The 17,249-nt window shown below is 68.0% G+C and carries 19 protein-coding genes; 9 read left to right on the top strand and 10 right to left on the bottom strand.

Translation table 11 applies throughout. The features are described 5' to 3' along the window. Positions 1-18 precede the first annotated feature (18 nt). Positions 19-960 carry a DUF2071 domain-containing protein gene (locus tag AOK01_RS05715; protein ID WP_055509079.1) on the top strand — a complete coding sequence of 314 codons (942 nt, stop codon included), beginning with the start codon at positions 19-21 and terminating at the stop codon, positions 958-960. An 86-nt stretch (positions 961-1,046) separates the two neighbouring features. On the opposite strand, the gene AOK01_RS05710 is transcribed toward AOK01_RS05715, so the two are convergent. Both AOK01_RS05710 and AOK01_RS05705 read right to left on the bottom strand, forming a co-directional pair. Beyond that, a complete protein-coding gene (locus tag AOK01_RS05710; RefSeq protein WP_055509077.1) occupies positions 1,047-1,601 on the bottom strand; it encodes an RBBP9/YdeN family alpha/beta hydrolase in 555 nt (184 codons plus the stop codon). Between the two features lie 66 nt (positions 1,602-1,667). Then, the gene (locus AOK01_RS05705; protein WP_055509076.1) at positions 1,668-2,549 is read right to left on the bottom strand and encodes an alpha/beta fold hydrolase; all 882 of its coding nucleotides are present in this window, start codon (positions 2,547-2,549) and stop codon (positions 1,668-1,670) included. A 110-nt stretch (positions 2,550-2,659) separates the two neighbouring features. Here AOK01_RS05705 and AOK01_RS05700 point away from each other — a divergent pair, with 110 nt between their 5' ends. Further along, complete coding sequence (locus tag AOK01_RS05700; protein WP_055509074.1) at positions 2,660-3,163, top strand: CGNR zinc finger domain-containing protein; 504 nt, start codon at positions 2,660-2,662, stop codon at positions 3,161-3,163. A gap of 232 nt (positions 3,164-3,395) precedes the next feature. Beyond that, a complete protein-coding gene (locus tag AOK01_RS05695; protein WP_055509072.1) occupies positions 3,396-3,620 on the top strand; it encodes a hypothetical protein in 225 nt (74 codons plus the stop codon). Between the two features lie 238 nt (positions 3,621-3,858). Here AOK01_RS05695 and AOK01_RS05690 read toward each other — a convergent pair whose 3' ends face one another. Further along, positions 3,859-4,245, bottom strand: coding sequence for a cupin domain-containing protein (locus AOK01_RS05690; RefSeq protein WP_055509070.1), 387 nt, complete (start codon positions 4,243-4,245; stop codon positions 3,859-3,861). Between the two features lie 65 nt (positions 4,246-4,310). Beyond that, the gene (locus tag AOK01_RS05685) at positions 4,311-5,516 is read right to left on the bottom strand and encodes a glycosyltransferase (RefSeq protein WP_055509069.1); all 1,206 of its coding nucleotides are present in this window, start codon (positions 5,514-5,516) and stop codon (positions 4,311-4,313) included. Between the two features lie 490 nt (positions 5,517-6,006). Between AOK01_RS05685 and AOK01_RS05680 the strand changes: the two genes are divergently transcribed. Beyond that, positions 6,007-6,597: a glycosyltransferase family protein gene (locus AOK01_RS05680; protein WP_220450575.1), complete on the top strand. Its 591-nt coding sequence runs from the start codon at positions 6,007-6,009 to the stop codon at positions 6,595-6,597. Positions 6,598-6,747: 150 nt separating this feature from the next. Here the strand turns inward: AOK01_RS05680 and AOK01_RS05675 are convergent, their stop codons facing one another. Beyond that, positions 6,748-7,770 (bottom strand): zinc-dependent alcohol dehydrogenase family protein, encoded by a 1,023-nt coding sequence (locus tag AOK01_RS05675; RefSeq protein ID WP_198427892.1) that lies wholly within the window; start codon positions 7,768-7,770, stop codon positions 6,748-6,750. A gap of 341 nt (positions 7,771-8,111) precedes the next feature. Between AOK01_RS05675 and AOK01_RS05670 the strand changes: the two genes are divergently transcribed. Beyond that, a complete protein-coding gene (locus AOK01_RS05670; protein WP_055509064.1) occupies positions 8,112-8,846 on the top strand; it encodes an SDR family NAD(P)-dependent oxidoreductase in 735 nt (244 codons plus the stop codon). A gap of 139 nt (positions 8,847-8,985) precedes the next feature. On the opposite strand, the gene AOK01_RS05665 is transcribed toward AOK01_RS05670, so the two are convergent. From AOK01_RS05665 to AOK01_RS05650, 4 genes are all read right to left on the bottom strand, one after another. Beyond that, the gene (locus AOK01_RS05665) at positions 8,986-9,501 is read right to left on the bottom strand and encodes an SRPBCC domain-containing protein (protein WP_055509062.1); all 516 of its coding nucleotides are present in this window, start codon (positions 9,499-9,501) and stop codon (positions 8,986-8,988) included. A 29-nt stretch (positions 9,502-9,530) separates the two neighbouring features. Next, positions 9,531-10,034: an SRPBCC domain-containing protein gene (locus AOK01_RS05660; protein ID WP_055509060.1), complete on the bottom strand. Its 504-nt coding sequence runs from the start codon at positions 10,032-10,034 to the stop codon at positions 9,531-9,533. Positions 10,035-10,132: 98 nt separating this feature from the next. Continuing rightward, positions 10,133-10,675, bottom strand: a complete 543-nt coding sequence (locus tag AOK01_RS05655) for an NADPH-dependent F420 reductase (protein ID WP_055509057.1) — start codon at positions 10,673-10,675, stop codon at positions 10,133-10,135. A 70-nt stretch (positions 10,676-10,745) separates the two neighbouring features. Next, a complete protein-coding gene (locus tag AOK01_RS05650; RefSeq protein WP_055509056.1) occupies positions 10,746-11,678 on the bottom strand; it encodes an NAD-dependent epimerase/dehydratase family protein in 933 nt (310 codons plus the stop codon). A gap of 135 nt (positions 11,679-11,813) precedes the next feature. Here AOK01_RS05650 and AOK01_RS05645 point away from each other — a divergent pair, with 135 nt between their 5' ends. Then, complete coding sequence (locus AOK01_RS05645; protein WP_055509053.1) at positions 11,814-12,755, top strand: LysR family transcriptional regulator; 942 nt, start codon at positions 11,814-11,816, stop codon at positions 12,753-12,755. A 205-nt stretch (positions 12,756-12,960) separates the two neighbouring features. Next, positions 12,961-14,166, top strand: coding sequence for an MFS transporter (locus tag AOK01_RS05640; protein ID WP_063792737.1), 1,206 nt, complete (start codon positions 12,961-12,963; stop codon positions 14,164-14,166). 106 nt (positions 14,167-14,272) lie between these two features. Here AOK01_RS05640 and AOK01_RS05635 read toward each other — a convergent pair whose 3' ends face one another. Continuing rightward, positions 14,273-14,764: a GNAT family N-acetyltransferase gene (locus tag AOK01_RS05635; RefSeq protein WP_055509050.1), complete on the bottom strand. Its 492-nt coding sequence runs from the start codon at positions 14,762-14,764 to the stop codon at positions 14,273-14,275. Between the two features lie 99 nt (positions 14,765-14,863). Between AOK01_RS05635 and AOK01_RS05630 the strand changes: the two genes are divergently transcribed. Then, the gene (locus tag AOK01_RS05630; RefSeq protein WP_055509048.1) at positions 14,864-15,745 is read left to right on the top strand and encodes a LysR family transcriptional regulator; all 882 of its coding nucleotides are present in this window, start codon (positions 14,864-14,866) and stop codon (positions 15,743-15,745) included. A gap of 222 nt (positions 15,746-15,967) precedes the next feature. Beyond that, positions 15,968-17,203 (top strand): MFS transporter, encoded by a 1,236-nt coding sequence (locus AOK01_RS05625; protein WP_055509046.1) that lies wholly within the window; start codon positions 15,968-15,970, stop codon positions 17,201-17,203. Positions 17,204-17,249: the final 46 nt, after the last annotated feature.

Below are 17,249 nucleotides of genomic sequence, written 5' to 3'. Positions count from 1 at the left end.
ATTTGCCATACTCTCGTGATGTTCGTATTCCTCGCCGTGCTCGCCCTGGTCCTGTCGGTCGGCTCAGCGGCCTGGATCGCCGAGCACGCCCTGCGTCGCACTCGTCGGCAGACCCGCTACGGGCGGTACGCGCCGTGGATCCACCCACGGGGCCGGCTCGCTGCTCCGCTCAACTGGGTGGCTGACAGCCGACTGCTGCGGACACTGTGCGAGCGCATTCCACCGGTGGCCTTCGCCAGCGACATGAGGGACGTCGTCTACGTCAACTACGTGGTCGACGCCCGTCGCATCGAGCCACTCATTCCGCCCGGCCTGGAACTGCAGCGCATCGGCGAGGCCGGCGACCAGGCGATGCTGACTTTCCTGAGTTACCGCCATGGGCACTTGGGGCCGGCGTCGCTCGGCCGCTGGCGGCGCCTGCTGCCCTCGCCGCTGCAGAGCAACTGGCGCGTTTACGTGCACCACCGTCGCACCGGTGCCTTGGGCGTCCACTTCCTCAGCACCGCCATCGATCGCACGTTCCACGCCCTCGGCGCGCGTATGACGGCCGAGGCGCTGCCCATGCACGTCCTTGGGCGAGCGTCGCTGCTCACTTCGGAGGACGGGCGGATCGATCTTCTTCTGGGTCCGGGGCACGGTAGCGCGCCGGACGCCGAAGCCCATCTCGCCCCGCTGCCCGAGTGGCCGACGGACGGACCTTGGCGCTGCGCCTTTTCCGACTACGAGCAGATGCTGGCCTACTGCGTGCCTCAGGACCGTGCGCTGTCGGTTCAGCCGTGGCACGGACGAATAACCCGGCAGGAGATTTCCCTGGGGATCCCTCTCGATGTCTGCGTAGCCCTCACAGGACCGGTTCATTCCGCTGCCGCCGGCGCCATCACAGGCGACGCCGAACCATTCTCATTTCTGGTGCCGCTGGTGAAGTTTCGCTTTGAGAACGAAGAGCACGATCCGATCTGAACTTCTGAACTTCTGAACTGGACACACACGTGAGCTGAACACTTGAATTGAACTGGGGCCGGGGCTGGTGCCGGGGCTGGGACATCTCAGCGGTCGACGAGCGTGCGCAGGAATTCCCGGCCGGCCTGCCAGTCGCCGAGGCCGCTGTCGGAATTGATGTGTCCGTGGCTTCCGACGAAAGACGGTTGCGCCTGCCACCCCTGCGCGAACGAGGCCGAGGCCGTCGGGTCGCAATAGGGGTCGTCGTCGCTGGCCACCATCAGGCTCGGGCACGGCAAAGGGCGGGCGGACACGCCGAGGAACGTCGACGCGGCCGCACGTGGGAACGCCGGTCCCTGGGGGTTGGGCGGTGCCACCAGGAACGCGGTGACCCCGTCGGGCCGCACCCGCTCCAGCCACTGAGCGGCTGCCCAGCAGCCGAGGCTGTGCGCCACCAACACCACCTGGTCGTCCTGGCCGTCGCGCTCGGAAGCCACCTCATAGGCAGCCTGGACCGCGGCGACCCAGTCACTCAGGTCCGGCCTGCTCCACGAGGCCGGCGCGATCCGGACCGCTGAGGCTCCCCACTCGTTCTCCCACAAGCTCTGCCAATGCTTTTCATCGGAACCGTCAATTCCGGGGAGGATGACGTACGCGGCCATCGCACACCGCCTTTCCTGTCGTGGCCCCCACACTCCGTGGAAACCTCCGCCGACCGACTCTGCCTGTCATACCCGAGTCGCCGACAATGTACGGGTCAGGAAGTCCCGGATGTGGCCGGCCGTGCCGTCCAGGTGGCTTTCGAGCAGGAAGTGGCCGCCTCCGGGCACCAGGTGGATCTCGGCGCCCGGCAGGTCCCGCGCGAAGGCGCGGGCGCCGTCGGGGCCGAAGATCTGGTCCTCGGCTCCCCATACCGCCAGGAGCGGGACGCGACTCTCGCGGAAGTACGCGTGCACCTGCGGGTAGAGGGGCGGGTTGGTGGCGTAGTCGCGGAAGAGAGCGAGTTGTACGAGGTCGTTGCCGGGGCGGCTGATGTCGCGGTGGTCGGCCGTCCAGGTGTCGGGGTCGACCAGTTCGGGGCGGTCCACCCCGTGGAGGTACTGCCAGCGGACGGCGTCCAGATCGAGGGCGCCGCGGACCGCCGGTTCCGTCCCGGGCCCCGGGTCCTTCGCGTAGGCCCACACGGGCGCCCAGAACTCGGGGACGAAGCCGTCCTCGTAGGCGTTGCCGTTCTGGGTGATCACCGCGGTGATCGACTGCGGGTTGCGCAGCGCGAGCCGCCACCCGATGGGCGCGCCGTAGTCCTGTACGTAGATGGCGTAGTCGGTGACACCGAGCCCGGCCAGGAGTTCCTCGGTGATGTCGGTGAGTGCGTCGAACGTGTACGGGAACGTGTCGGCGGACGGGGTGTCGGAGTGGCCGAAGCCGAGGTGGTCGGGGGCGATGACGTGGAACCGGTCGGCCAGCTCCGGGATCAATCGGCGGAACATGCGCGAGCTGGTGGGGAATCCGTGCAGGAGTACCAGAGTCGGCGCGTCGCCGGGTCCGGCCTCCCGGTAGAAGACGCGGTGTCCGCGCACGGTGGCGTACTGATGGCGAATCTCAGTCATATCTAACCCTCTCAATCCGCTTTGATGGTTACCTGCGCCCTCAGTGGACCGGATGTCGAGGTAACCTGTCAAGGCCATGAACGGGGTTAGACAGGGGGAGGTGGGCGGACATGATCGATGAACGCGCGCTGCTTGAGGCGCTGAACAGCACCCCGGTGGTGGACGGCCGGTCACAGGATCTGTGGGCCGACGAGGCCGAGCTGCGGCGGTGGGCTCAGGAGCATGGCGGCCCCGACGACGCGCCGGCGATCGACTGGCTGCGGACGGCGCGGGATGTCCTCCGGACCGCCACGCTCGGCCCCGTGCCCGAGGCGGAGCTGCAACAGATGCTTTCCGGCGTCTGCCGGCTTCCCGAGGTCGGCGAGTCGGGCCTACGGTGGCGTCTCCAGGTGCCACCCGAGCGGATGCTCGCGGTGGAGTTGGTGCTCGCCTGGTACGACGTCCGGGAACGCAGGCCCGGACGACTGCGTCCCTGCGGCAACGACGAGTGCCGCCTCTTCCTCCTCGACCGCAGCCGTGCGAACACCGCCCGCTGGTGCTCGATGAAGACCTGCGGCAATCGTCTGAAGGCCCGTCGCCACCAGGAGCGCACGCGGCAGGCTCCGACGCCCTGACCGGTGCACATGATCAGCTGCACAACCCGGCGATCAGTCCGCGACCATCACTGGCCGTCTGCGGAGGGCGTCCTGCTGCGGGAGGGCGTCCTGCGCGGCGCCCACGTTTGGGTGATGAATGCTCGCCGACGGCACGTCCCGCCGTGATGCTGGGCGCAAGGGCGGTGAGGGTGCGCATCCGCGCACCGGATCTCCCGCTCATGTGTCCATCACCTCTCCATCGGGAGCAACCATGCGTGTGCGTACCATCCTTGCCGCCGGCGCCTTCGCCGTCACCGCGATCCTGGGCAGCGCCGGCTCGGCCCTCGCCGACGACCACGACGAGCACCGCAGCGAGGGCGACTTCCGGATTTGCGGCGAGTTCGCGAACGCGGGCGACGGCCACGCCTCCTACGGCGCCGGCTGCGCGGAGGGCCACTGGAAGGGCGATGGCCAAGAGGGCCGCTCCTCGTTCTGACGTGGCATGAGCCCTGGTACTCCGCGACCGTCCGAGCCTCGGGGCGCGTGGGCTCGTATCGCACGACGTGGTCCCACGGCTGTGGTCACTTGAGCGCCGGTCCTCCCGCGAACACCGGGAGGGCGCGGTCATGCATGAGGTTCCGCGGTCATCCGGGAGTCGACCGGGTGACCGCGGGGCCCTTCGTGTGCGTGGGGGTCTGTGTGTCCGTCATGTGTGGGCGAGGCCGCAATCGGCTCTACGAACCCGCTCGCTCTTCGTCCTGTGGTACGGCGTATCCAGCGACAGAAGGCCATCGCACGGTCAGTACCACCGACTCGTCCTCCGCGACCCAGGAGTGATCCACTCCCTGGCCCCAGACGACGTAGTCGCCTTGTTCTTCCAACAGCACGCTACGACCGGGGAACTCCATACGGAAGCGACCTGTGATGAGAACCAGGAGGGCTGTACGCACTTCGCCCTTCACCCACTGCGCCCGCTGTTCGCCACGTGGGTGGACGCCCCATTTGACCTCCACGGCCTGGCTGTGGCGAGGACCGCCGGGCTCCTTGAAGTGCCCGAGCAGCCATCCCCGGTCCAGCGCCGCGTCCTTGCCTGCGTTGCCCACGTACACGCCGTCTTCCATGCGCCCGAACGCTAGCAGTGTCGGTTACGGCGTCGGTCACAGGGCGATCAGCCCATCCGCCATGCTTACCGGAGGGCGTCGCGCAGCAGGCTCGCGGCCACCGCCGCTCCGTCGGTACGGATCCTGCTGCCCACATCCTTTGCCCGCGTCCGGGTCTCGGGCGACAGGGCCGTCTTGAACGCGACGTCCAGGGACTCGGTGGTCAGAGTCGGACCGTCGAGTGCCGCACCGATGTCCAGGTCTGCCACCCGGCCGGCCCAGTACGGGTTGTCCGCCAGTTGAAGAGGCACCACCACTTGCGGCACGCCCGCCCGGGCTGCCGTCACCGTCGTGCCCGCGCCGCCGTGGTGCACCACTGCGGCCACCCTGCCGAACAGGCGCTGATGACTGACCTCGCCGATGGCGAAGCAGTCGTCCCGGTCGTCGACCGGGTTCAGATCCGCCCAGCCCCGGGAGACGAGTACGCGGTGCCCCTGTGTGCGGAGCGCCTCGATGGCCCTTTCGACGATGCCCGGCGACGGGCGCAGGCTGCCGAAGCCCACGTAGACCGGCGGCGTGCCCGCCTCCAGGAACGACACCAGATCCGCGGGGAGCGGGCGTTCGTCCGCCAGGCTCCACGCACCCGTCTGTGTCACGTGAAGGCCGGGGGTCTGTCGCCAAGGTCCCAGGACCGGGTCCGCCGCCAGCCACGGCCGGTCGGTGAGGACGTGGTCGCGGACGTTGTCCACGGGTGGCAGGCCGATCGCTGCCCGGTGGCCGTTGAGCGTCTCGCTGAACTGCGCATTCGCTTGATGGGCGTCCAGCTCCCACAACGTCCGGTTGTCGTTCGCCTCCGGCTCCGGCCAGCCCGGCCGTGGTGGGGGCGCATGGTGCGGTGACGGCAGGCTGTTCGCCGCGTAACTCACGTACACGTAGCGGATGCCCGCAGCCTCGGCCACGGACCGCGCCGCGATCTGCGCCAGGCCGGCCGCCACGAGCGCGTCACACCCGTCGGCCGCCGCGGGAAAGATGCCGAATTGTGCCTCGACCATCTCGGTCCGGTACCGGGACAGTTCCGCCGCCGACGGCAGGCTCGCGCCGCGCATCAACGCCCGTACCGGTGGCCCGACCGGCACCAGGTCCACCCCGAGTCCTGCCAGCCGCTCGGCAAACTCCTCGTCCGGCGGGGCGCACATCCGCACCTCCACGCCGAGTTCCTGTAGCCGCACCGTGAGTGCCACCAGCGGTTCGACATCGCCACGCGTCCCGTATGTGGACAACAGCACCCGCATTCCGCGTCCTCTTTCGTTCTGTCTTCCCATACGTTTCGGCCCGCCGTCTTCGTTGACGGCGGTGCGTTCGGTGCGTTCGGTCTTCGGCGCGTTCGGTCTTCGGTGCGTTTGGTCGTTCGGTGCGTTGTTCGTAGCGCGTGTGCGGCAGCAGTGTATGCGCAACCGGGCGATGTCGGACGGGAGTTGTGCCTCGCCCCCAGCGCCTCGCCCTCTCGCGTGGAACCGTCCTCGGTGGCTACGGTGAGCGCCGGCGTGCGTTCCAGGCCGAAGCCGACAGTGCGGTGTCGGCCTTGGGGCGTGCCCGTACCCGTGCCCGTACCCGGCGAAGTGCGCAAGGTCCTCGATCTCAAGACAACCTGAGAGCCACTCAATGCATAGTTCGTCCGCGCCCGTCCCCGATGTTTCGATCATCTTGCCCTGCGCCGGATTCGGCACGCGCTTCAGGGCTCCCTACTCGAAGGAACTGCACTGTCTGGCACCCGGGGTCACTGTGCTGGACCGCAGTCTGGATGCCGTCGTCGAACTGACCAAAAGCGGACTCGACGTACGCGTGGTCGTCGTATTCGGGACACACAAGCTGGACACGGTGAGTTATCTCGCGCGCTATGCCGAGACCTTTCAAATGGTCTTCGTCTACCAGGACGAGTCGTTCGAACCGGGTCTCGACGGGGCGATTCGGTCGGCCCTGCCGATGACGCGGGGGCCGGTAGCCCTCGTACTGCCTGACATCGTTGTCAACGGTGCGGGCAGCGTCGGCAGCCTGCTCGCCGCGCTACGGCACACAGCGGTGTCGGGGTGGAGCGTGGTGGCCGCCGAGGAACGGAACCCTGACACCCTGCAGCAGATGGGCGCGCTGGCCGTGAGCGAGAGTGGCGGCCTCCTGACGGTCGGGGCAGCCGCCGACAAGCCGGCGGATCCGTCGGGCTTCAACGCGTTCTGGGGCATGGTGGCGGTCACCGAGGCAGAGGCACACCGGTTGCCCGACGTGGTGAGCAAAGGGGTGGACAGCCCATTGACCGGTGCGGTCGCTCTCATGGTGGAGGAGATCGTCAACTACAACACCAACACTGCCGCGGGGTGACTTTCCGGGCGTCGACGAACTCGTACGGGGTTGTCGCCGCGCACACTCCCCTGGGCTGTGTTCGATCCGGCCTCCGGCCCCGGCCGGGCCTGCCGCTGAAGCGCAGTGGCAGAGCCCGGCCAGGGGCGGCTGTGTGGGGGCCACGGTGCGTCAGAGGGTGAGGAGCACCTTGGTGGCGCGGCGCTCGTCCATGGCCTTGTAACCCTCGGGGGCCTGCTCCAGAGGGAGCGTGAGGTCGAAGACCTTGCCGGGGTCGATCCTGCGGTCCCAGATGAGCTGGATCAGCTCGGGCAGGAACCGGCGCACCGGGGCCGGACCGCCGAGGGTGTGGATGCCGGCGAAGAACAGCTCGATTCCGGGGACGGTCACGTCGTAGTTCACACCCACGTAGCCCAGGTGTCCGCCGCCGCGGGTGGCGCCGACGGCCTGCATGAATGACTCCTGGGTGCCGACCGCCTCGATGACCGAGTGCGCGCCGAGCCCGTTCGTGAGTTCCTTGATCTTCGCGACGCCTTCCTCGCCGCGCTCTTCGACGATGTCGGTGGCGCCGTAGTAGCGGGCCAGCTTCTGCCGCTCGGGGTGCCGGGACATCGCGATGATCCGCTCGGCGCCCAGTTGCTCGGCGGCGAGGACGGCCATGAGTCCGACCGCGCCGTCGCCGACGACCGCGACGGTCTTGCCGGGGCCGGCCTCTGCGGCGACGGCGGCGTACCAGCCGGTGCCGAGCACGTCGGATGCGGCGAGGAGGGCGGGGATCAGCTCGGGGTCGGGCTGCCCCGGGGTGGCCACCAGGGTGCCGTCGGCCAGCGGGATACGGGCCTTCTCGGCCTGGGTGCCGATCCCCGCGTGGACGAACTCGGCGTGCACGCATTTGGACTGGAACCCGGCCCGGCAGATCTCGCAGGTGTTGTCGGAGATGACGAACGATCCGACGACGAAGTCCCCGGGCTTGACGGTCTTCACCGCGGAGCCGACCTCCTCGACCACGCCCACGTACTCGTGCCCCATGAGGGTGTGGTCGGCGGGCTCGATGCCGCGGTACGGCCACAGGTCCGAGCCGCAGATGCAGGTCGCGGTCAGCTTCACGACGGCGTCGGTCGGCTCGATGATCTTCGGATCGTCGCGGTCCTCCACGCGGACGTCACCGGCCGTGTGCATCACTACTCCACGCATGGTGGGTCTCCTCACTCGGTGTGCCGGCGCTTCGCGCCGGTTCGTGTGTCAGGAAGGCACGAGATCGCCGCCGCTTCCTCGGCTTGTGCGCCCCCGACCGCCGAGCCCGCTGAATAGGCGTAATCCGCCCGGGGCGCGGCCGGTGGTGCGGCGAGTGGGGCCCCTGCTCGAAGAGCTTGGGGGAGGGTGCCGGGCGTCGCGATGCCGCGGAGATCCATCAGAAGGGCCCTAAGGGCTGTCCCGCCCACACGCCGGTTCCCGGCACACTGAAAGCCGTTCAGCACAGCAATTCCGGGCAACAACACCCCAAGGAGTCCTCCCGTGCAGCACACAGGACGATCATGAGCCGGATCCTGATCACCGGTTCCACGGACGGCCTCGGATACGCCACGGCGGACGCACTGCAGTCCGCCGGGCACGACATCGTGGTCCACGCCCGCAACCCGCAGCGCGCCAGGGCCCTCGACCCGCTCGTCGGCCGCGGGGCGGACCTCGTCGTCGCCGACTTCACCGACCCCGACGCCGTACGGCACATCGCCACCGAGCTGAACGACGGACCACCGCTCGACGCGGTCATCCACAACGCCGGCGTCTGGAGCGGACGGGCGGTCATGCCGGTCAACGTCGTCGCGCCCTACCTGCTCACCGCAGTGCTGCGCCGCCCACGCCGCCTGGTGTACCTGAGCAGCGGCTCGCACTTCGACGGCCGCCCCTCACTGGAGGGCATCGACTCGGCCGACACGAAGCCAGGTTCGTACGCGGACAGCAAGCTGTTCGTCACCACGCTCGCCACCGCGATGGCCCGCCTGTACCCCGACGTGCTGAGCAACGCCGTGGATCCGGGCTGGGTGCCCACCAAGATGGGTGGGCCCGGCGCACCCGACGATCTCGAACTCGGCCACCGGACACAGCAGTGGCTGGCGAGCAGCGACGATCCCCAGGCACTGACCACCGGCGGCTACTGGTATCACCGCCAGCGGCAGCAGCCGCATCCCGCCGCACACGACGAGGCGTTCCAGGACCGGCTCCTGCACACGCTGGCCAAGGAGACAGGCACCGCGCTCAGCGCGTGGTGACAGTACCCCTCGACAGCGTCGTCTGCCCGGCGCGGCCTTCTCATGGCGGCAGATGCCTTACCGGGCGGGCTGACCGGCTCCGCCCGCGGCGTGCCGTCGATCAGCGGCACGGCGCGGGCGAGAGCGAGGGAGTGTCGGCCTACCGCGCAACCGGTCCTGATGCTCCGGACCTGTCCCCGCGCTCGGTCGCGATCTTGGCGAGCGCCGCAAGGAGTTGCTCGTGCGTGCGCCAGAAAGCGTCAGGAGCGTTCTTCGCCAATTCGATCCAGAACGGACCCTGCATCGTCTCCTCGGTCCAGAGATGACATCCGTTCGGCGTGGGCGTGATGATCCACGCGTGATAGGCCTTGGACGCTTCCGCGGCCTTGGGATACCCGCCCCAGGCGATACGCGTCATGGGTTCGAATTCCTGCACGGACGCGAAGACGTCCTGGCCGGCCAGATTGGTTTCGAACCGCGTGCCGAGGCGCAGCGAGTCATGGCCGTCGAGCAGCTGGACGTGCTCGACGCCCGGGTAGAAGCTGGGCCAGGCCTCCGGGTCCACAAGCAGGGACCAGACTGTTTCGGGAGATGCCGCGACCTCCAGTTCGTTGGTGAAGTGGATCGGAGAGCGGCTGGGAACCATGGCCTGCGGCCAATTCACTGCTTCGAACACATCAATCTCCAGATGTTCAATGAAAGGGGTCAGACCGGACGATTCGCCACTTCCGCCTCTGCGGCGCGGGCGAGGCGTTCGACCCAGTCCTGGTGATAGCGGTAGAGGGCGCCGGGATGCTTGTGCCCGAGTTCCTCAAGGAAGAAGAGTCCCTGCTGCGTTTCCTCGGTCAGCACGTGACAACCGTCGTCCGTGGGTGTGATCACCCAGCCGTGGTATGCGCTCGAACCGGTTTCGTCGCTGTCGACCACCGTCTCCCACGAGAGCCTGCTGAAAGGCTCGAACTCCGTCACGCTCAGGCTCATGGGAAAACCGACCGTCACCCGGCTGTACTTGGTTCCGAGCGCAAGTTCCGGGTCGCCACTCAGGATCTTCACCTGATCTTCGGCAGGAAAGTAGCTCGACCAGTTCTCGGCGTCGACGAGCAGCTTCCACACCACTTCGGGCGGCGCCTTCACGTCGATGTCGTTGAGCGCGTAGATGGCCGACGTCTTCGGATCGTACCGCTCGGGCCAATTCACCTTGTCGTACATCGGTCACTTCTCTTTCTATTTCTTCTTCAATATTCTGGAGGGAACATTTCCCTTGCACGGAACGCGGGTGCCGGGACCCGGAAGGCGGGCGCCCGGCCTCAGAGCTCGCCGGGAACGGCGAACCGGTAGAACACGCCGCCGACCGGCTGGATGCCCATGAGCAGCCAGACCGCGTTCTCGAAATCGCGGGCCCGTGAGAGATCCCCGACACGCACGGGGTCGTAGCCGGCGTCACGGATGAGCCGCTCGGTGACCTCGCGGGCGCCGTCGTCCGCGACGTACCAATTGCTCGGCCGCACTCGCTGCTCGCGCACGACGCCGAACAGGCCTCCGAAGTTCATGTTGAAGCTCTTGGCCACCGGGCCGCCGGTAAACGACTTCACCTCCTCGGCATACGACGGAAAGTCGCCATGCCGCGCCGGCATGATGTTCGTCGCGTCGATCGCGGTCTTTCCCCCGAGCCCCGTCACCTTGCTCAGGGCAGCCGAGATCTTGTCGCCGGGAACGGCAACCAGGACGACGTCCGCGTCCGACGCGTCCCCGCCGTCACGACCGAGTCCCACCACGTCGTGGCCCGCAGTGCGCCACAGGCCGGCCAGCCCTCCGCCGATCATTCCTCTTCCGATCGTGACGATCTTCATTTTGGTTTCCCTTCGTTCCGGCATTTCCAGTTCAGGCATTCACAGAGGTCGGTCGAACGGATGGGGAGTTTCACGTGCCGCTGACAGCCAGCGAATTCCTGACAGCGTCCAGACCGGCGGCATGCGAGACAATGGGCTCGTATCCCAACTCAGCCACGGCTTTGTCCGTCCGCAGGGTGCACGACTGCCCGAGGAACCATCGGACGGGAACGGGGACCTCGCGAGCTGCGGTCTCGACGTCCAGCTCGGGGATCGGCGTATCGACGCCATGGATCTCGAACAGCGTCTCCAGGAACTCGCGCAGGGAGACGCGGTGCCGATCAGTGACGAAGTAGGCCTGGCCGGGCCGGCCGCGCCGCCATCCGAGGACGAGGCCCTCGACGGCGTTCTCCACGAACGTGACGTCAGTGGTGTGGCGGCCTCCGTCGATCCAGGCGAACTGGCCCGCCTTCGCCGCCGCCGCCAGGCTGTCGGTGAGGATGCTGTCGGGACCCCAGACGAACCTCGGGCGAATCGACACCGTGGCGAACCCCGGGGCGTTCGCGTCGAGCACGATCTTCTCGGCAGCGGCCTTCACCGCGCAGTAGGCGGCTTCCGAGTCCGGCCGCAGCGGCGCGGTCTCGTCGACGTCCACGAGGGGGTCGCCGGCGAGGAGGGCAGCTTCGCTCCCGCAGTGGACGAACCGAGGAACCTGCGCGTAGCGGGCCGCGTCAACCGCTGCCTGGGTGCCGCGGACCGACACCAGCTCGTGGCGTTCACGGTCAGCGGTGACGTCCGTCTCGGCAGCGAGGTGGAACACCACGTCACTGCCCGCCACCTGATCCCGCCATGTGGTCGGGTCGGTCAACTCCCCTCGGACAGGCTCCGCCCCCAGCGCTGACACCTTTTCGGCCGACGCCTGGCTTCGGACCAGAGCACGGACCGAGTGCCCCTCGTCGATGAGCCGACGTACCAGCACCTGACCGATGAACCCTGAACCGCCCGTGACGAACGTCTGCGCCATGGATCTCTCCTTCGCCGAGTGCGAGCCTCCTCGCCTGTCTTGGCGAGAAGGTGTCGTTGGGTTGTAGCAATCAGGGGCTCCGAGGTCTTCCCTCGACGAGATTCATGCTTCGAAGGGCTGCGATAAGATTTATGGATGACTTCTCTTCGGGCGCTGGAGTGCCTCGTCGCGGTGGCGGACTCCGGGTCGATCACACAGGCCGCGCTGCTGCTGCATTCGTCGCAACCCGCCGTCTCCCATCAGATCGCTGCACTGGAACGCGAGACCCGGACGGTCCTGCTGCGCCGCGAACCCCGGGGGGTCAAGCTCACTCCCGCAGGGCGTGCCGCCGTCGCGGATGCCAGACGAGCGATCGAGGCGGCCGCCTCCGCGGTGAGGTCGGCCCGTGCGGCGGGTCAAGCGGCCGGAGGAGTCCTGCGGTTGGCCTGTGCGCAGAGCCTCACCGTGGCGCTGCTCGCCCCGGTGATCCGCCAGTGGCACCGCCGCCACCCCGAGGTGGCGATCACTCTGCGGGAATCCACGGCGATGGACGAGATCCTCGGCTTCCTCGACTCCGACGAGGTCGACCTGGTGCTGATGTCCACCCCTCCGCCCGGGCGCTTCACGATCACCGCCGTCGCCGAGGAGGAGATCGTGCTGGCGGCGCCCACCGGTCACCCCCTGACCGAGCAGCCGGCTGTGCGCATCGAGGACCTCGAAGGCGCGCCACTCGTTCACTTCGCACCGGACAACGGCCTCAGCGTCTGGCTCGATCAGTCCCTCGCCCGCGCCGGAGTCCACCCGGAGACGGTGATGAGGACATCGGTCACGGCTGCGGCACCACAGCTCGCGGCCGCCGGTCTGGGAATCGCGGTGTGCCCGGTGAGTGCGGTCAGCGATGGTTTCCCGGGCGCGGTGCGCTCGTTCTCACCACGGTGGGTCAGGCAGCTGGTGGCGGTGACGTCCACGGAACCGGATCCGCTCGTCGCACGATTCATCGGCAATCTGCGCACTCATGGCGTGCGTCTGCCGCGCGGCGTGCGAAGCCGGCTCGCGGACGACAACTCCGCGTCCGCGAAGACGAGACCGGCCTCCTGAGGATCGCCGCACCGACGCGGTCGTTCGCTCAGGTCGTTCACTCAGGTCGTTCGCCGGCGGCCAGCAGTGGGGCGACGCCGGCACCCATCGAATCGCTGAAGGTCAGACCCAGAAGAACCGAAGGTTGTTCCAGGAATCGCCGTGGAAGCGGTCATGTTGAGCCCCGGTGTAAACATCCATTCAGGGTTTCCCGGAAGGCTCAATCATGTCGTCGGCGACGAACGAAGAAACTCGCGTCGGAGAGAAGGCAAGGCTTCCCCTGGCCGGCCTCCTGGCGTTGTTCACGGCGGGATTCCTGGGAATTATCAACGAGACAATTCCGGCGGGCCTGTTGCCGGAAATGTCCAAGAGTCTCGGCCTTTCGGAGTCCGTCGTCGGTCAAACCGTGACGGTGTACGCGCTGGCGACGGCACTCACCGCGATCCCGCTCAACGCCGCCATGAAGAACCTGGGGCGTCGGACCGTACTCGTTTCGGCTTTGGTCGCCTTCATTCTGGCGAACACCGTCGCAACTTACGTGAGCAGCTTCGAGGTACTCCTCGTCACGCGCTTCGTCGCCGGCGTCGGAGCGGGACTGATCTGGTCGAACCTCGGCGGGTACGCGGCTCGGATCGTCCCCGCCGAATTCCAGGGCAAGGCGGTCGCCATCGCGATGGCGGGCACGCCTGTCGCGCTGTCGCTCGGTCTTCCGGCGGGTACCTTCCTGGGAGACGCCGCCGGATGGCAGGCGACCTTCGGCGTGGTGGCGGTTGTCAGCGTCGCCCTGATCGTCTGGATGTTCGCCTCGCTGCCCAACCTCCCGGGCCAGGCCGCGGGCGGGCATGTGCCGGTCGCGACCATCCTCCGGGCCCCTGGGGTGCGGGCGATTCTCTGGGTTGTCGCCGGATTCATGGTCGCCCACAACATCCTGTACACGTACATCGGTCCGCTGACGGTCGCTTCGGGCGTCGGCAGCCAGATCGAATGGGTTCTTCTTGTATTTGGCGTCGCGGCCCTTCTCAGTATCTGGGCCACGGGAACATACGTCGACCCGCACCACCGCCGGCTGATCGTCATGAGTACGGTCGTCCTGGGTGCCAGCGCTGTCGTCCTCGGTTTCGTGCAGTGGAATCCCGTGGTCCTTTATCTGGGAGTGACCGCGTGGGGTTTCGGGTTCGGCGGTTCCGCCACGCTCTTCGTCACGGCCGGCATGCGGGCGGCCGGCACGGACGGCATTCAGTCGGTCCTCGTCACCGTCTTCAATCTCAGCATCGCGGCCGGAGGGGTGTTCGGCGGCCTCCTGCTGGGAGGGCTCGGTGTCAGCTCGATTCCGTGGGTCGCCCTCGCGATCGTCATTCCTACGGCGCTCACGATCAGCGCGGGCAGGCGGCACGCTTTCCCGCACTGGCCACAGCCCGATCGAATCCGCTGACGACCCCGGTCACCCTTTGTTCCTCGCCAAGCCCCTCAAGCCCGTGAAGCCCGTGAAGCCCGCCAAGTGAGGGCGCACCATCCGTCGTCGGTGGCGGCCCTTGCCGTCACATCAGCTCCATGAGGATGTCCGCACGGGCGTAGTAGTCGGCCACCGGGAGACGGTCGCAGGTGATCCTGACGAACCCCGCGTCCTCGTAGAGGTGGACGGCCGGGCCGAGCTTGCTGTTCGTGCCGAGGAACAGCCGGGCTCCGCCCAGTTCACGGACGCGGTCGATCGCCGCGGCAATGAGCTGACGGCCGATGCCGTGTCCCTGAGCGACGGGGGCCACGGCCATCTTCGCCAGTTCGAACACCGCGTCCGGGTAGGCCAGAAGCGCGACGCACCCGACCACAGCGCCGCTGCCGGTATCCCGAGCCAGGAGAACGTCGCCGCCCGGGCCCACGATGCGGTCGAACGGATTTCCAAGGACGGCCCGGTCCTCTTCCTCCAAGGTGAACAGGCGCGAGATCCACTCCTCGTTCAGCGCCCGGAACGCGTCGGCGTCGCTCGGGGAGGCGATCGAAGAGACCACGGTCGGGGCAGAGAGGGGCGACATCAGGCAGGCTTCCTTTGCTGTGCGGCTTGCGACCAGCCTCCGGCCGGGCTCACCCATACGTCCAATACAACCGATGACCTCCACCAATAAGCTGAACCTATGGATCCGCGCATCGAGCTCCGGCATCTGCGGTACTTCCTGGCTGTGGCCGAGGAACTCCACTTCGGTCGGGCCGCGCAGCGACTGCACATCGCTCAGCCGGCCCTGTCCCAGCAGATCAAGCAGCTTGAGAAGATCGTCGGTGTCGAGCTGTTCCGGCGGACCTCCCGAAATGTCCGCCTCACGGACGCGGGAGCGACGTTCCAGCCACGGGCCAGTGACCTGCTGAGTCGTCTGGCGGCCGACCTCGACGAGGCCGGCCGTGTCGGCCGGGGCGAAGCAGGCCGCCTGGATGTCGCCTTCATCACCTCGGCGACCTCGATCGTGAGCGAACGGCTCCGTGCTTTCTCACGCCGCCGTCCGGATGTCCAGGTCAAGCTTCATGGCGCCTTCACCGTTGACGTTCTGACGGCCCTGGAGCGAGGCACGGCCGATGTCGGGATCGTCCGGGACGCCGAGGAGCGCGACGGAATCGCCCTTTTCCCCCTGACATCAGAACCGTTCGTGGGCGTCGTTCCGGCAGATCACCCCGCCGCGAAGGGCGAGCGCCTGGAGGCAGCGGCGCTGGCGGCCGATCCGCTCATCCTGTTCCCGCGGTCGGCGGGACCGCATGCGTTCGACGTGAACACGCAGCCGCTACGGGACGCAGGGGTCGAGGTCCAGGTCGCCCAGGAGTGCTCGAACTGGCACACCATCATCCTGCTCGTCGCTGCCGGGCTCGGCGTCACCATCGCGCCCTACAGCGTCACCACACTGCTCCCCGCGGGCGCCCGGAGACTCGAACTCGACGGGCCCCCTCGGACGAGCCAGATCTTCATGGCCACCCGCCGAGGAGACGAACGTCCCCTCGTACGCGCCTTCCTCACAGCATCCGAGACGTGACCGACCCTGGCAACGGCCGAACGACGACACCCCGCTGATCCTCTCTTGACAGTCGCGGTGGCTCGGCCCGTCCGTCCTCGCTGCCGCCTCTGGATAGGCTTGCCCTGTTCTGGGGCTGCCGGGCAATGGTGCTCAGCGCGACGGGCCAGGGCTGGACATGTTCCCCGGCCCGACCTCGCCTCCCATTGACCGGATCACCGTCCTTGAAAGGTCTCTCGCACCATGCCCCTGGCACTGCTGGCCCTGGCCGTCGTCGCGTTCGGTATCGGCACCACCGAGTTCGCCACCATGGGGCTGCTCCCCCAGATCGCCGACGGGGTCGGGGTGTCCGTACCCCACGCCGGAAACCTCGTCTCCGCCTACGCTCTCGGGGTCGTTGTCGGCGCCCCCGTTCTGACCGGCATCGGTGCGCGCATACCCCACAAGCGGCTGCTGCTGCTCCTGACCGGGCTGTTCGTGGTCGGCAACGCCGCGTCCGCGATCGCCCCCAACTTCACCCTGCTCTTCGCCGCACGCTTCCTTGCGGGCCTGCCGCACGGAGCGCTGTTCGGCGTAGGAGCGGTCGTCGCCTCCCGGCTGGTCGCTCCCGAGCGGGCGGCACGCGCCGTCTCGAAGATGTTCCTCGGGCTGACCGTCGCTAACATCGTCGGCGTACCTGCCAGCACAGCCCTCGGACAGCAGCTCGGCTGGCGCTCCGCCTACTGGGCGGTCGCCGTCCTCGGCCTCGTCGCCCTCATCTCGCTGGCCCTCTTCGTTCCTCACCAGCCACGCGGGCAGCACTCCGGCATCCGGCACGAGATGCGGGCCATGGGCAACAAGCAGGTGGCGATCGGGCTGGCCACGGCCGTCGTCGGGTTCGGCGGTTTCTTCGCCGTCTACAGCTACCTGGTGCCCATGCTGACGCACCTGACGGGCATCTCCGACACCTCGACCACCCTGGTCCTCGCGCTCTACGGCGTCGGCATGACCGTCGGCACGCTGCTCGCAGGTCCGCTCACCGACCGCGCCCTGCGGCCGACGCTGTACGCGGGGCTCATCGCGCTGGCCGCGGCGCTGGTGACGTTCTACTTCACCGTCCACGCCACCGTGCCCGCCCTGATCACGATTACCTTCATCGGAGCGATGGGCTCCCTCATCACCACGCCCGTCCAGATGCTCCTCATGGCCAAGGCGAAGAACGCTCCGACCATGGCGGCGGCCTCCAACCACTCGGCTTTCAACCTGGCGAACGCCGGCGGCGCCTGGCTCGGCGGCCTGGTCATCTCGGCGGGATGGGGCTGGGCCGCACCCAACCTGATCGGCGCGGCGCTTGCCGTGGCAGGCCTCGGCCTCGCCGTCACAGGCGGCCTCATGGACCGAGGTGGTCCCGTTGGTCCCCGTCGTTCCAAGACGGTCGCTTCGTCCATGGGAGAACCCTCGACAACAACCGAAGAGGGCACAGCGCCGCAGCGCACGTGACCTCGGAGGCGTGACCCGTTTGACAAGGACAACCTGGTTGCCTACT

This window comes from Streptomyces aurantiacus (genome assembly GCF_001418335.1).
GTDB lineage: Bacteria > Actinomycetota > Actinomycetes > Streptomycetales > Streptomycetaceae > Streptomyces > Streptomyces aurantiacus.
This window is presented reverse-complemented; position numbering and strand designations above follow the sequence as displayed.

What these genes read in the sequence shown, in the direction of transcription:
- AOK01_RS05715 (WP_055509079.1), top strand. Translation starts at nt 19, where the DNA reads ATGTTCGTATTCCTCGCCGTGCTCGCCCTGGTCCTGTCGGTCGGCTCA.
- AOK01_RS05710 (WP_055509077.1), bottom strand. Translation starts at nt 1,601, where the DNA reads ATGGCCGCGTACGTCATCCTCCCCGGAATTGACGGTTCCGATGAAAAG.
- AOK01_RS05705 (WP_055509076.1), bottom strand. Translation starts at nt 2,549, where the DNA reads ATGACTGAGATTCGCCATCAGTACGCCACCGTGCGCGGACACCGCGTC.
- AOK01_RS05700 (WP_055509074.1), top strand. Translation starts at nt 2,660, where the DNA reads ATGATCGATGAACGCGCGCTGCTTGAGGCGCTGAACAGCACCCCGGTG.
- AOK01_RS05695 (WP_055509072.1), top strand. Translation starts at nt 3,396, where the DNA reads ATGCGTGTGCGTACCATCCTTGCCGCCGGCGCCTTCGCCGTCACCGCG.
- AOK01_RS05690 (WP_055509070.1), bottom strand. Translation starts at nt 4,245, where the DNA reads ATGGAAGACGGCGTGTACGTGGGCAACGCAGGCAAGGACGCGGCGCTG.
- AOK01_RS05685 (WP_055509069.1), bottom strand. Translation starts at nt 5,516, where the DNA reads ATGCGGGTGCTGTTGTCCACATACGGGACGCGTGGCGATGTCGAACCG.
- AOK01_RS05675 (WP_198427892.1), bottom strand. Translation starts at nt 7,770, where the DNA reads ATGCGTGGAGTAGTGATGCACACGGCCGGTGACGTCCGCGTGGAGGAC.
- AOK01_RS05670 (WP_055509064.1), top strand. Translation starts at nt 8,112, where the DNA reads ATGAGCCGGATCCTGATCACCGGTTCCACGGACGGCCTCGGATACGCC.
- AOK01_RS05660 (WP_055509060.1), bottom strand. Translation starts at nt 10,034, where the DNA reads ATGTACGACAAGGTGAATTGGCCCGAGCGGTACGATCCGAAGACGTCG.
- AOK01_RS05655 (WP_055509057.1), bottom strand. Translation starts at nt 10,675, where the DNA reads ATGAAGATCGTCACGATCGGAAGAGGAATGATCGGCGGAGGGCTGGCC.
- AOK01_RS05650 (WP_055509056.1), bottom strand. Translation starts at nt 11,678, where the DNA reads ATGGCGCAGACGTTCGTCACGGGCGGTTCAGGGTTCATCGGTCAGGTG.
- AOK01_RS05645 (WP_055509053.1), top strand. Translation starts at nt 11,814, where the DNA reads ATGACTTCTCTTCGGGCGCTGGAGTGCCTCGTCGCGGTGGCGGACTCC.
- AOK01_RS05640 (WP_063792737.1), top strand. Translation starts at nt 12,961, where the DNA reads ATGTCGTCGGCGACGAACGAAGAAACTCGCGTCGGAGAGAAGGCAAGG.
- AOK01_RS05635 (WP_055509050.1), bottom strand. Translation starts at nt 14,764, where the DNA reads ATGTCGCCCCTCTCTGCCCCGACCGTGGTCTCTTCGATCGCCTCCCCG.
- AOK01_RS05630 (WP_055509048.1), top strand. Translation starts at nt 14,864, where the DNA reads ATGGATCCGCGCATCGAGCTCCGGCATCTGCGGTACTTCCTGGCTGTG.
- AOK01_RS05625 (WP_055509046.1), top strand. Translation starts at nt 15,968, where the DNA reads ATGCCCCTGGCACTGCTGGCCCTGGCCGTCGTCGCGTTCGGTATCGGC.